A 14,147-nucleotide genomic window follows, 5' to 3' on the forward strand; every position below is an offset into this window, starting at 1 on the left:
TCACCTTCATCCTGTTTTATTTTGTCATCAAAAGTTATGTTTACAGCAGGTATAAAAAGGCTAGGGTCAAGAGACTTGCTAGAAGTCCAACTCCCCAAAAGAAGAAGTCAACCTTCCACTCGCTCCAAGGATTGCCCTTGCCTGAGAATCCTCCAAGCTCAAAATGGTGATGGACAGGCGTCATACGGAAAATACGCTTTCCACCACTAAGTTTAAAGTAGGTGACTTGCATCATGACAGAGCTTGTCTCAAAGACATAGATAATCCCAATCAGCAAGAGGGTCCATTCTTGGTGGAGGGCCATAGAGATTGCTGCCAACATCCCCCCTAAAGCCAAACTCCCAACGTCCCCCATGAAGACCTTGGCAGGCTTGTGGTTAAAGACGAAGAAACCTAGCAAACCACCAATCATGGCAAGAATCACAAGAAGGATATCCAGTTGATTTTGCATATAAGCAATCACACCGTAGGCCGATAAGCTAATCACCACTGAAATACTTGCTAAGCCGTCAATCCCGTCCGTCAGATTCACCGCATTTGAAAAGCCAACTAGCCAGAAAAGGGCAAAGAAAATATAGAAAATTCCCAGATGAACTTGGTAGCCAAAGACTGAAAGCATATCGCCACCACGCTCATAAAAGAGGTAGAAAATCACTCCTCCAAGCAGCTGGAGAGCAAGTTTTTGCTTGGGATTTAAGCCTTCGTTAATCTTACGAAAGACCTTGAGGAAATCATCCAAAAAACCTACCAAACCATACAAAACCAAGATAAACAAAATCATGCCTACATTGTTGGTCAATTGTTGGGTAAAGAGAGCGGCAAGGAAGGTCACAACAACCGCAACGATCAGGAAGACAAGACCTCCCATGGTTGGAGTCCCAGCTTTAGCTTGGTGTTGCTTGACGTCCTCGTGCATCTGCTGTCCCGTAATCTGTGCTTTTCGATAAAATCGGATAAAGGCTGGAATACCAATAAAGGTCAATAGAAAGGCTAGAACTCCAGCACTAATGGAACTAATCATCTTAATCTCCTAAAGTTATTTTCATTTTTTTAATGTCTTTGAGGGCTGTATTGGCACGGACACTTTGTTTCTTGACCGTTTTGCCACTACCTTCCCACTCGACTTCTATATTCAGCCATTTGGCAAATGTTTGCACATTTTCATCTGTCCAGCCGTACATATCAGGCATTTCTTCGACCTTATCTGACAGGATCAAGATCTGCTGATTGGCTTCCAAATTATCTCCTTCAGAAACCGAGAGTTCCTTGATCTTGGTTCCTGTTCCGATAACGATTGGTTGGACAAGGTTGCGACGCAATTCCTCTGCTAGGTCTCCCGGAGTAAAGTCCTTGGTAGCTGGCATGGCATAGCTTGTCGTCTTGCTGACCTGATCTAAGCTCTTGGCAGTTGACTGAAGATTGAGAGATTCTTTCATAGCTGAAGCCCGCTCCAAGATTGGGGTGGCAAATTCTCCCAACTGGATACCTGAATAATGCTCAGGCTGTTGAACCGTTACATACAAGATAAAATCAGGATTTTCAGCAGGATTCATAGTCACAACTGAGAAAATATAATTGGTAGAACCAACCAAGTATCCTCCATTTTTCTCATCAGCGATTTGAGCCGTACCGGATTTAACTGCTACATTTTGTCCAGGAACTGTTATAATTGGCTTTCCTGTGTAGTGATTATACATAGTTCCATATAGAGGGTCCGTCCCAACTAAGATCATGTGATTTCGAGTTGTGCTTGCTGCCTCTTTGGAAACAGGATTTCCTACTATTTCTTTTTGTGACTTACGTACAGACTGATTGTTAGTATCATAAATAGCACTTATAAATTTTGGCTCCAGCATAACTCCATCATTAGCAATAGCTGTAAAGGCACGAAGCATTTGTGTTTGTGTCACTGAAATTCCTTGCCCAAATGAGCTTTGAGCAATACTAACAATATTATCAGCTGGAAGTTGACCAGCGTATTCATCTGTCAAGCCAAAGCGAGTTGGAACCCCAAATTTAAAGCGTTTTAGATAATCCAACCAAGTAGCATCTCCCATTTTTTGTTCAAGTAGACTCATTCCAACATTACTGGAGTGAGCGAAACCTTGTAAGAAAGTCATCATCCCACCAGTAGTCAAACCATCATTAACATCCCAATCTCGAGTCGTCGCATCCGCTATTTTGAATTCACTGCTATTGAAGTATTCTCCACTTGGGAAGGTATTATTATCAATAGAAGAAGCTAACGTCATAACCTTCATGGCTGATCCTGGTTCATAGTTACTTTGATAAAGAATATCACGCCAAACAAAGTCCTTAGTAATTCCTTCTTTAGTATCTGCATTAAAGGTCGGTCGTTGAGTGGTAGCAAGGATTTCACCGGTCTTTGCACTGACCAAGGTCGCGGTCATATACTTACCTTTTAGTTTTTCTTGGAAGGCATCCATTTGACTTTCCATAAAGGACTGCAAAGGACTAGATAGGGTCGTATAGACGTCTTTCCCGTTTACGGTCTGTTGGGTGACTTGTTCTGTACCAGGAACAATATTACCTAGACGGTCTTTTTCGTATGTAATAATACCATCTGTCCCTGCCAATAAACTATTTAAGGAACTCTCGATACCAGATGTCCCAATTAGACTTTTCGTGCCATCTTCATTTTCATGTAACTGTGCTAAACCAATAAAGGATGATGCAAATTTCCCATTTGGATAACTTCTATTTGGACTAGTCGTAAAATTAATACCCTCAACCTTAGCAGTTTCCAAGTCCTTTTTAATGGCCATCATGTTGGCGTAAGTGATTCCATTACCTTTAACACCAAAGGAAACTTGCTTGAGATTTGGTTTAGAAAGTTGTTCCTTGACATAAGACTCCTCCATATCTAGGTATTTATGGAAAATTTCAGCTACCTTATTAAATTGAGAATCCTCTACATAGAGAATTTTGCCTGTTGCTGACTTGTAGGTCTTGTCAATAACGGCATAGATATTATAAGAAGTCGCATCCTCTGCAATAGGCGTTCCATTACGATCGTAGATGGTGCCCCGTTTTGCAGGAATCGTCTTGGTTGTTTGATGGACCTTGTTGGCTTCTTGAACCAAGTCCTTACCAAATTTTTTACCCGTTCCGATAATGACCGCAAAGTTGACCAAAAAGACCGCGAAGAGTATGACAGCCAATAAACTCAGGCTTTTCCCTACTCTTCGACGATTTTCTTCTGTAGATTTACGGTTACGAACGGCATAACGGATGATTTTTTCTTTCCACTGTTTCATTTCTTACTCCGCTGCTCGGATATTTTCGTTATTCAGCTGCAAATCCTTGGAGTTTGCAATCTCTTTCAAACGTTCTGAACGAATCAATTCATTGACCTCTTGCTTGGCATCGTCTAGCTCGGTTTTCTTTTCTTCGATTTGAGCATTGACCTTAGTCAATTCATTCTGAACTTGTAATAGCTTGGTCTGCATAAACACAACGCTAATTGCCAGGATAATCATTGTTGCAGCAATCGAAACATAGAAAGCCTTTTCCACACGTGAAAAACCTTTAAACTTCGTTTGCAATAACTGGCTTGTTTTTTCGATTCTTTCTGCCATGTTTTTCCTCTTACTTGTGAATTTTTCTAGCCACGCGCAACTTGGCTGAATGCGAACGATTGTTGGCTTCTAGCTCTTCAGCACTTGGCAAGATTGGCTTGCGGGATACCAATTCCATCTTGGGCTTAAGGTCATCTGGAATGAAGGGCAAGCCTTTGGGAACTTCCACTGTTGAAGCTTCCTTGAATAATTGCTTGGTCAAGCGGTCTTCCAGCGAATGGAAGGTAATGACCGAGATTCTCCCATCTAGAGCCAGCATATCCATGGCCTGCTGGATGGATTCATCTGCAGCGCCCAGCTCATCATTGACTTCGATTCGGATAGCCTGAAAAATCTGCTTGGCAGGGTGCCCCTTTTTCTTGAGCTCCTTGGCAGGCTTGGCCGACTTGATAATCTCTGCCAACTCCGTCGTTGTCTCAATTGGTTTCACCTCACGCGCTTGCTCAATCTTACGAGCTATCTGTTTAGAAAACTTATCCTCACCATACTTGAAAAAGATCCGAACCAAGTCATGATAGTCATAATGATTGACCACCTCATAGGCCGTCAGACGAGCTTCCTGATTCATCCGCATATCCAGTGGCGCATCCTTTTTATAAGAAAAGCCACGCTCACGCTGATCCAGCTGAGGACTGGACACCCCTAAGTCATAACAAATTCCATCAATTTCCTGGACACCAGCCTCCTGCAATCGTGTCTGCAAATGACGGAAGTTATCCTTGATAAAGGTTACCATCCCCTTTTCGATATAGGGTGCCAACCGTTTGTGCGCATTGTCAATGGCATTCTGGTCCTGGTCAAAAGCATAGAGATGCCCTTTTTCGCTCAATTTACTTAATAAATATTCGCTATGGCCTGCTCCACCCAAAGTCGCATCAACGTAGATACCGTCAGGTTTTACGTCAAGCATATCAATCGTTTCATGAAGCAAGACCGTTACATGATGAAATTCTTTTGTCATATCCTATCTATTTTACCACAAATCTGACCAGCTTGCACTTGTCAGACAAGGCTAAGTTTCTTCGAAAAAAATTCTCAAAAATATGTCATATATACTTGACACCTCATCCCCAAAAGAATATAATATAGTCAAATATATACGACATATCAGAAAGGAGACCCTATGAATCGTGTCAAAGAATTCCGCAAGGAACTGGGCATTTCCCAGCTCGAGCTCGCCAAAGATATCGGTGTCTCGAGACAGACCATCAACATGATTGAAAACGACAAGTACAATCCAACCCTGGAACTCTGTCTCAACCTCGCCCGCAGCCTCCAAACTGACCTAAATAGCCTCTTTTGGGAAGACGATTTTTAAAAAAGGAGCAAACAAATGAAAAAAGAAACTCTCACTGAAAAACTCATCAAACGCATATACGGTATTTCTGGTCCCCTTGACGAACACAAACGGCGCGAGGCCGATCGTATCGGGAATCAGGTCTTTATTGTCCTCTTTTATCTGATGACATTTGGCAATCTTATCCCGCTCGTTCTTGCCTATAAATACCCGCAAATTGTCGCTATCGGCTATCCTCTCGTGGTGTTTGGCATTTCGATGATGGTTGCCCTCTATGTGGTCTCTCAAACCAAGAAAAAGGGCATCACAGCTATTGATCCCGAAATGCTGAGTCAAAAAGAAAGTAAAAAGCTACATTTTCCGGGTCTAAAAGCCGGTCTGATCTACGGCATAGCGATATTTTTTATAATGCCACTCATCGATACCCTAACCAGTGAAAATCCAAATTTCATCAGTTCTCTTCTGAATTCAAAACATATTTTAAAAACTATACTGGGAGCGTTCTTTTTTGGACTGATGATGCAAATTATCGTCTCTCTTCGCATTCAAAAGGCCAAGAAAGACCAAGAAGACGACTAGGAGGTACCTTATGAAATCACTAGCTAGACTACTGATCAGTCATGTTTTTATCAGTATCTTTGTTACCTTTTTCCTACTTTCTGGACATATTGAGCATCCTTTCTTGATTATCTTTCTTTTATTCCTTCCTGTATTGAACAAGGGACAGAGATTCCAGAAAATCCAATCAAAAAAAATACGTCTTCTAAACGCATCTCTCTGTTTTATCCTCGTATCCTTTCCACAACTTTTAACAAATCCTATGGATTGGAGATACCTGGTATTTCTAATAATCTGTATCATTTTTAATTTGGTTTACTTCTATACTCTCTATCAACTCTTTAAAGAAGTCAATCAAAAATCGCTCATTTAGGAGATTACTCCCATGAAAAAAGAAGATCTCACCACTCGCTTACTTAAACTATTCTTTCACATACAAGGGCCTTTTGATGAATGCCGTCAAGAGATGATTTACAAGGCTTGTGCCCGTGCCTTGATCCAAATCGTATACTCCTCCCTCCTACTCTTCTTGTTCTATCTCCTATTTGGACGCTTCATAGAGTTGGTTCGAGATGCCATGCCCTACCTCTATTTTGGACTTATCTTCGTCCTCTCATCTAGGGCGAGACTAGCAGTTCGCGACTTACATTTAGACAAGGATGACCAGTCCGAAATCCATCACAAAAGCTACAGCAAAAGCCAAATCAACCTTCGTAGTTGGGGTGTATTCATCAGTATTCAGCTTGGTCTCTTCCTCTTACTAATCTTTCATAAACTCTTTGTTCAGCATCTCCCCCTCGACACCTTTTGGGACAATCTCTCCCAGTTCGATAAAATGCTCCCTTTACTAGTGTTGGGATTGGGTATTGGTGCCATCTTTGGAACCATGACCTATGCCTTTTTATCGGAACACGAGATGAAACACTCTGAATCAGGAATGCATAAGGAGAATATAGAAAAATGACCAGTATATATGATTTTTCCGTTTTGAATCAAAACAACCAAGCAACTCCCCTGGAGAGCTATCGTGGCAAGATTCTCTTGATTGTCAACACTGCTACTGGATGTGGTTTAACGCCCCAGTACCAGGGGCTTCAAGAACTCTATGAACGCTATCAAGATCAGGGCTTCGAAATATTAGATTTCCCTTGCAATCAGTTCATGGGACAAGCACCCGGCAGCGCAGAAGAAATCAATAGTTTCTGCAGCCTACACTATCAGACCACTTTCCCTCGCTTTGCTAAGATCAAGGTCAACGGCAAGGAGGCAGATTCTCTTTATGTTTGGCTAAAAGACCAGAAATCTGGCCCACTAGGAAAACGAATCGAATGGAATTTTGCTAAGTTTCTCATTGGTCGAGATGGGCAAGTCCTTGAGCGCTTCTCTTCCAAAACAGACCCCCAAACCATCCAAGAGTCTCTCCATAAAATACTCTAATTTCTTTTTAAAACGTATCCTTTCATTTAGTTTGATCCCTGAAGGGTGCGTTTTTTCTTTAAAAAGTAACTGATTTTCTTTAATTTATATTTATTTTTTTGCTTTTTGCTATTGCAATTCTTTCATTAATTTAGTATATTTGTTATATTAAAAGTTTTCAGTCATTTTAAGGGAGAAATGACCTTTTAAATTTTTTTATCTTAAAATGAAAGCGCTTTATAAACAGGAGGTAAGGTGGCTTACAAATTATCAGAGAGTTTTTTCATTAAATCAAGTTGTAACCAAGTCAGACTTGGGCTTGGGCAGTAGCTGACTGCCTTTCTAAAAACTAGGAGTATATTATGAATCGATACCTTTTTGAAAAAGGGCAAACATTTAGCATTCGGAAGTTGACTGTAGGTGTGGCATCTGTTATCGTCGGACTGGCATTTTTTGCTTCTGGAACCGTGCGTGCAGACGAAACGTCTCCTGCCACAACATCCAATTTAGATCAGCAAATGAAACAAGTAGCAGATATAGAAGAGACCAAGGTTGAACCAGTCAAAGAAGAAGGCCGTGTAGAAGCTGAAAAACAAGAAACACCTGCTGCAGATACCAACAGTGCTGACTTGCTCCCTGAAGACATTCAGGACCGTGCCTATCCAGACACACCTGTCAAAGAACTCGATACGACTACTATCGTTGACCAGAAAGCTAGTCCAAAAGTAGAAACTAAGAGCATTCTAAAGGACAAGGAAGAAGCTCCAAAAGAAGCTGAGAACGGAAACCGTGCCATCATTAACGGTGGACAAGACCTCAAACACATCAACTACGAGGGACAACCTGCTACTGCTGCTACTATGGTTTACAGCACTTACAATGCAGGAGAACAACGCTACCTCGTTTCAGGATCAGGTATCTTTGTAGCACCTAACCTGATCCTTACCGTTGCTCATAACTTCCTAGAAGCCAATAAAGAAACTAGCGAAGGTCACATTCGTGGTGGAAAATCTGCCCAGTTTTACTATAACGTTGGTTCAAACAGCGAAAAGAAAAACTCACTGCCATCTTCTGGAACTACGGTTCTATTTAGAGAAAAGGACATTCATTTCTGGAACAAGAAGGAGTTTGGAAAAGGCTATAAAAACGACCTTGCTCTTGTAGAAGCTCCTATTCCTCTTCCAATTGCTAGTCCAAACAAAGCAGCAACCTTTGCGCCTTTAGCGGATCACAAAACGCATCAACCAGGAGAAGCCATTAGTACGATTGGCTACCCAACAGACTCGAGCTCAAAAGAGCTGAAACAGCCTATCCTAGCTGGCCAACTTTACAAGGCAGATGGGACTATCCGATCTGTTGAGTCCTATGATGATAAGGGAACGACCGGTATCACTTACCAAACCACTTCTGTATCTGGTTTGTCTGGTGGTGGGATTGTAGATAGCCAAGGAAAAGTTCTCGGTGTTCACCAACACGGAACCGTTGACAATGGTGTTCCTGAAAAGGATCGCTTTGGTGGCGGACTCGTCCTTTCACCTGAACAACTGAAATGGGTGAAGGACATGATTGCCAAATATGGTGTGAAAGGCTGGTACCAGGGAGACAACGGAAATCGTTACTACTTTACTGATGAGGGGCGTATGCTTCGGAACGAAACAGCTGTTATCGGAAGTAACGAATATTCCTTCAACCAAGATGGGATTGCTAGCTTGACCAAGGGAGTTGAATACGGTCGTGTGGTTATTCAACACGAAGACGAAGAAGGAAATCCTGTCAAAGATAATGATACCTTCATCGAACAGACAGCTGTGGATTCGCCATTTGACTACAATTTCAAAAAAGAAATCGAGAAAACGGACTTCTATCAGAAGAATAAAGATAAATACGAAATTGTATCCATTGATGGTGTAGCGGTCAATAAACAACTAAAAGATACTTGGGCTGAAGATCACAATGTTGTCAGCAAAGCGCCTGCCGGTACCCGTGTCATCAAGGTGGTCTATAAAGTCAACAAAGGCTCTTTCAAAGTTTACTACCGTCAAAAAGGAACAAGTACTGAACTAGCTGAGGCGACAGTTGATAACAATGACGGTCAAGAGTATGATGTTTCCTTTGTCAACACCTTCCATGCAAAAGACATTACTGGTTACCGTCCAGTAAAAGCTAGCTTGGAAGCAACCATCCAGCATAAAGGTGTGAATGAGGTCGTCTTTGAATACGAGCCAATCGCTGATACGGCTAATCCAACGACTCCGACTCCACCAGTGGCTCATCCAGAAGATAAAGAAACCGAAATTGGCAATCATGGACCACTTCCAAGCAAGGCCCAACTCGATTACCACAAGGAAGAATTGGCAGCCTTCATCCACTACGGAATGAACACCTATACCAATTCTGAATGGGGAAATGGTAAAGAAGACCCCCGATACTTCAATCCAACCAACTTGGATACTGACCAGTGGATTCGTACTCTGAAGGAAACGGGCTTCAAACGAACCATTATGGTTGTTAAACACCACGACGGTTTCGTTACTTACCCATCCAAGTATACGGATCATACCGTAGCTGCCAGCCCATGGAAAGATGGAAAGGGTGACCTTCTCGAAGAAGTTTCCAAGTCTGCTAGCAAGTATGACATGAACATGGGGGTTTACCTTTCACCATGGGATGCCAACCATCCTAAATACCATGTCGCAACCGAAAAAGAATACAACCAATACTATCTCAACCAACTGAAAGAAATCCTTGGTAATCCAAAATACGGTAATAAAGGGAAATTTATCGAGGTTTGGATGGACGGTGCGCGTGGTAGCGGTGCCCAAAAAGTAACCTACACCTTTGATGAATGGTTCAAATATATCAAAGAAGCCGAAGGAGATATCGCTATCTTCTCTGCTCAACCAACAAGCGTTCGCTGGATCGGAAATGAACGAGGTATCGCAGGTGACCCTGTCTGGCATAAAGTCAAAAGGGCCAACATAACAGACGATGTGAAAAACGAATACCTCAACCATGGTGACCCAGATGGTGATATGTATTCTGTAGGGGAAGCTGATGTTTCAATCCGTTCGGGCTGGTTCTATCATGACAACCAACAGCCAAAATCACTCAAAGAGTTGATGGACATCTACTTCAAGTCCGTTGGTCGTGGAACCCCACTCCTTCTCAATATTCCACCAAATAAAGAAGGAAAATTTGCAGATGCGGATGTGGCTCGCTTGAAGGAATTCAAAGCAACCCTAGACCAAATGTATGCCACTGACTTTGCCAAAGGTGCGACTGTAACAGCAAGTTCGACTCGTCAAAACCACCTCTACAAGGAAAGCCACCTCACAGACGGTAAAGATGACACCAGCTGGGCGCTCTCAAATGATGCCACAACCGGTAGCTTTACAGTCGATTTGGGGCAAAAGAGACGCTTTGACGTCGTTGAACTCAAGGAAGATATCGCCAAAGGTCAACGTATCTCTGGTTTCAAGATTGAAGTTGAAATCAACGGACGTTGGGTGACATACGGCGAAGGTTCGACCGTTGGTTACCGTCGCTTGGTTCAAGGCAAGCCTGTAGAAGCACAAAAAATCCGTGTGACCATCACCGGTGCTCAAGCAACTCCTATCTTGACCAACTTCTCAGTCTACAAGACACCAAGCAGCATTGAAAAGACAGATGGCTACCCTCTTGGACTTGAATACCACTCAAACACAACGGCAGATACAGCTGGAACAACTTGGTACAATGAATCTGAAGGTGTTCGTGGCACTTCTATGTGGACCAATCAAAAAGATGCCAAAGTTAGCTATACCTTCACAGGAACCAAGGCCTATGTCGTCTCTACAGTCGATCCAGGTCACGGAGAAATGTCCGTCTACGTTGATGGACAAAAGGTTGCAGATGTGCAAACTAAGAATGCTAGCCGTAAACGTAGCCAAAAAGTCTTTGAGACAGGCGATTTAGCACCTGGCCAACATACTATTACTCTTGTAAACAAAACAGGCGAACCAATTGCTACAGAAGGAATCTACACCCTAAACAATGATAGCAAAGGGATGTTTGAACTCGAGTCTACCAACTACGAAGTCGAAAAAGGAAAACCAGTCACTGTTAAGATTAAACGTGTTGGTGGAAGCAAGGGAGCTGCTACTGTTCGCTTCATCACAGAACCTGGAACTGGGGTTCACGGTAAAGTTTACCAAGATACAACTCAAGATGTGATCTTTAAAGATGGAGAAACAGAAAAGACTGTGACCATCCCAACGATTGACTTTACTGAACAAGCCGACTCTGTCTTTGACTTCAAAGCCAAGCTCACTTCTGTCACTGATGGTGCCCTGCTCGGTTTTGCTACCGATGCAACCATCCAAGTGATGAAAGCTGAATTGCTGATCAAGGACCAAACAAGTTATGATGACCAAGCTAGTCAGTTGGATTACAGTCCTGGCTGGCACCATGAAACCAATTCAGCAGACAAATACCAAAAGACTGAGTCTTGGGCTTCCTTTGGCCGCTTAACTGATGAGCAAAAGAAAAAGACAACTGTCACAGCCTACTTCTACGGTACTGGACTTGATATCAAGGGCTATGTTGATCCAAATCATGGTATCTACAAAGTCTTCCTAGATGGCAAAGAAATTCCTTACCAAGATGGAATGGGAAATGCTTCAACCGTTGATGGCAAGAAATACTTTAGCGGTCGTGCAGCCCAACGCCAAGGCAATCAAACTCTGGTTAGCTTAAAAGGTCTGGACGAAAACTTGCACGCAGTCACCCTTCAACTAGATCCTGATCGAAACGATCTGTCTCAAAATATCGGTATTCAGGTAGACCAATTCATCACTCGTGGCGAAGGCAGTGAACTCTACAGCAAGGCAGATATCATCCAGTCTATCTCAAAATGGAAAGATGATCTGTCCAACTTTGATCCAGCAGGCTTGAAAAATACGGCTACTGCACGCCAAGCTTTCCAAGCAAATCTAGAAAAATTGAGAAACCAACTCAGTGCTGAAGCAGTGGATGTTCAAGAAGTCATGTTGACAGTCAGTGCCCTACAAGATATCCTATCCAAGGATGAGAACTATCAAAGAGGCCAAGAGGAGCCTAGTCCAGAGCAACCGGAACAGCCAGAAGAACCTGAGAAACCTGAGAAACCAGCTCAACCAAAACAACCGGAAATTGAGTACGATAAGGCTATGGACAGCTTGACAAAAGCTATCGAGAAAAAAGTAGCTGAGCTTGGATCCAACAAGGAAGCTAAGAAGAAATTATTAGAAATTGCTGATCAAGCCATTGCTGCGATCCAAGAAGCTAAGACTCAGGAAGCAGTTAATCAAGCGCTAGAAACTGCTCTTGAACAAATCAGCAAGCTCGAAGCAGCTCAACCTGATAAACCAGCGCAACCGGAAAGACCTGCTGAGCCTGAAAAACCTGCTCAACCGGAAACTCCAGTTCAGCCTGAAAAGCCTTCTCAACCGGAAACCCCAGTTCAACCGGAAAAACCCGCTCAGCCTGAGAAACCTGCTCAACCTGAACAACCTGCTCAACCTGAGAAACCGGCTCAACCTGAGAAACCTGCTGAGCCTGAAAAACTGGCTCAACCTGCTCAGCCTGAAAATCCGACTCAACCTGAGAAACCAGTTCAACCGGAAAAACCGGCTCAACCTGAGAAACCGGTGCAACCGGAAAAACCGGCTCAACCTGAGAAACCTGCTGAACCTGAAAAGCCAGCTCAACCGGAAACTCCAGCGCAACCTGAGAAACCTGCTGAACCTGAAAAACCAGCTCAGCCTGAAAATCCGACTCAACCTGAGAAACCTGCTGAGCCTGAACAACCTGCTGAGCCTGAGAAGCCAGCTCAACCTGAACAACCTGCTCAACCTGAAACTCCAGTTCAACCTGAGAAACCTGCTGAGCCTGAAAAGCCAGCTCAGCCTGAAAAACCAACTCAACCGGAAACTCCGGCTCAGCCTGAAAAGCCAGCGCAACCGGAACAACCAACTCAACCTGAGAATCCAGTTCAACCGGAAAAACCGGCTCAACCTGAGAAACCGGCGCAACCGGAAAAACCTGATCAGCCTGAAAAGCCGACTCAACCGGAAACTCCAGCGCAACCTGAGAAACCAATTACTTCTTCAAGTCCTGAGGAAGGGGTTAAAGACCTTGTCTTTACACTTCCAAGCTTGGAAATCGTCAATAAGGTCGTACCGTTCAAGACTATTCGTCGCGAAAACCCACAATTAGACAAAGGAAAAGAACAAATTCTATCAGAAGGGAAAGACGGTCTCTTAGTCGAGTATGTTGAAGTGGACGGTGACAATCGCAAGGTTCTCCAAACAGAAGCAACTCCAGCTCAAGATCGAGTGATTGAAGTGGGTAGCAAACAAAGCTCAGTTGGAACAGAAGCGCCACCAGTTGTGACTCTTCCTGAGTATGTTCTACCAAGAGAGACTGAAAAACCTGCTCCAGTCGTAACAGATAATTCATCATCAAAAGATGAAAAAGCTCCTGTTACAGCTACAATCAAAGAAGACAAGGAAAGACTACTCCCTGCAACTGGGGAACAAGAAGCAACTGCCTTCCTCTACTTGGCAGCCATTACTTCTATCTTGTCTCTCCTTATCTTCCAAAAGAATTTCAAAGACTAATAACCCTCTCTGATTGATTCTTTCTAATTATTCAGTTCCCCCGTTGAGAAGACCATTTGGTCTTCTCTTTTTTACACGATTAACCTTGTGTGAAAAAATCCATAAAGGATCCCAAAATTTAATTGAACTTTTTATAAATTCACAGTACTGAACGGCCATATTTTTCTAGCCTCCTACTTAAATAGTTTCTTCTAAAACTTACTCGAGCCATCTCCATTCACAGAATTCACTTTCATCACTTAGCAGGACAAACGCTTCTCAAATCAATTGTTATCCCTTAACGATCTATTATTTCATTTCAGATGACAAGTCTCCATCAATCCCCTATATTTTATAGGTTAGAATAGTAAAAAAATTTAAGAGCATACTTTATTATTTATCGAAAAAATTACTTATAAATATTATGTAAATTGATTCTTAATAACGTTTAAAAAGCCTTCCTTATTTCTCAAGATAAAAAATAGTCCAGAACAAATGTTCTGGACTATTTCCTTTCCAATTACTTCCTAAGAACTAACTGAAAATCATCTTTTATCTAGAGATTATTTATTTTTACGGCTTACAAAGTACAATCCACCAGTCACTGCCATCAAAGCAAGTCCTGCAACTACTGCTGCGTTAGATGCTTTTTCACCAGTG

At 42.6% G+C, this 14,147-nt stretch carries 11 protein-coding genes; 6 read left to right on the top strand and 5 right to left on the bottom strand.

The window, feature by feature from the left end; genetic code table 11:
• Nucleotides 1-40: 40 nt before the first annotated feature.
• Genes mraY through rsmH form a run of 4 tightly spaced genes read right to left on the bottom strand, consistent with a single transcriptional unit; the run spans nt 41 to nt 4,560 of the window.
• Complete coding sequence (gene mraY / locus ATE37_RS10205) at nt 41-1,021, bottom strand: phospho-N-acetylmuramoyl-pentapeptide-transferase (RefSeq protein ID WP_084868935.1); 981 nt, start codon at nt 1,019-1,021, stop codon at nt 41-43.
• A 1-nt stretch (nt 1,022) separates the two neighbouring features.
• A complete protein-coding gene (gene pbp2x / locus ATE37_RS10210; RefSeq protein WP_061428374.1) occupies nt 1,023-3,278 on the bottom strand; it encodes a penicillin-binding protein PBP2X in 2,256 nt (751 codons plus the stop codon).
• 3 nt (nt 3,279-3,281) lie between these two features.
• Complete coding sequence (gene ftsL / locus ATE37_RS10215; RefSeq protein ID WP_000840795.1) at nt 3,282-3,599, bottom strand: cell division protein FtsL; 318 nt, start codon at nt 3,597-3,599, stop codon at nt 3,282-3,284.
• Nucleotides 3,600-3,609: 10 nt separating this feature from the next.
• Nucleotides 3,610-4,560, bottom strand: coding sequence for a 16S rRNA (cytosine(1402)-N(4))-methyltransferase RsmH (rsmH, locus tag ATE37_RS10220; protein ID WP_084868936.1), 951 nt, complete (start codon nt 4,558-4,560; stop codon nt 3,610-3,612).
• Between the two features lie 162 nt (nt 4,561-4,722).
• Between rsmH and ATE37_RS10225 the strand changes: the two genes are divergently transcribed.
• The 6 genes from ATE37_RS10225 (at nt 4,723) to ATE37_RS10250 (ending at nt 13,508) form a co-directional block, all read left to right on the top strand.
• Entirely contained in the window at nt 4,723-4,917 is a 195-nt protein-coding gene (locus ATE37_RS10225) for a helix-turn-helix transcriptional regulator (RefSeq protein WP_001082470.1), read from the top strand.
• A gap of 15 nt (nt 4,918-4,932) precedes the next feature.
• Entirely contained in the window at nt 4,933-5,475 is a 543-nt protein-coding gene (locus tag ATE37_RS10230) for a DUF3278 domain-containing protein (protein ID WP_084868937.1), read from the top strand.
• 10 nt (nt 5,476-5,485) lie between these two features.
• A complete protein-coding gene (locus tag ATE37_RS10920) occupies nt 5,486-5,827 on the top strand; it encodes a hypothetical protein (protein WP_084868938.1) in 342 nt (113 codons plus the stop codon).
• Nucleotides 5,828-5,839: 12 nt separating this feature from the next.
• Nucleotides 5,840-6,418, top strand: a complete 579-nt coding sequence (locus ATE37_RS10240) for a DUF3278 domain-containing protein (protein WP_084868939.1) — start codon at nt 5,840-5,842, stop codon at nt 6,416-6,418.
• Nucleotides 6,415-6,891 (top strand): glutathione peroxidase, encoded by a 477-nt coding sequence (locus tag ATE37_RS10245; RefSeq protein WP_084868940.1) that lies wholly within the window; start codon nt 6,415-6,417, stop codon nt 6,889-6,891. Before ATE37_RS10240 ends, ATE37_RS10245 begins: the two co-directional genes overlap by 4 nt.
• Before the next feature lie 341 nt (nt 6,892-7,232).
• On the top strand, nt 7,233-13,508 hold the full coding sequence (locus ATE37_RS10250) for an alpha-L-fucosidase (RefSeq protein ID WP_084868941.1): 6,276 nt from the start codon (nt 7,233-7,235) through the stop codon (nt 13,506-13,508).
• Between the two features lie 542 nt (nt 13,509-14,050).
• Here ATE37_RS10250 and ATE37_RS10255 read toward each other — a convergent pair.
• Nucleotides 14,051-14,147, bottom strand: a 97-nt coding sequence (locus tag ATE37_RS10255; protein ID WP_142995868.1) for an LPXTG cell wall anchor domain-containing protein, incomplete at its 5' end; no start/stop codon positions are given.

It is taken from the genome of Streptococcus oralis subsp. tigurinus, assembly GCF_002093575.1.
GTDB classification, from domain to species: Bacteria; Bacillota; Bacilli; order Lactobacillales; family Streptococcaceae; genus Streptococcus; species Streptococcus oralis_CH.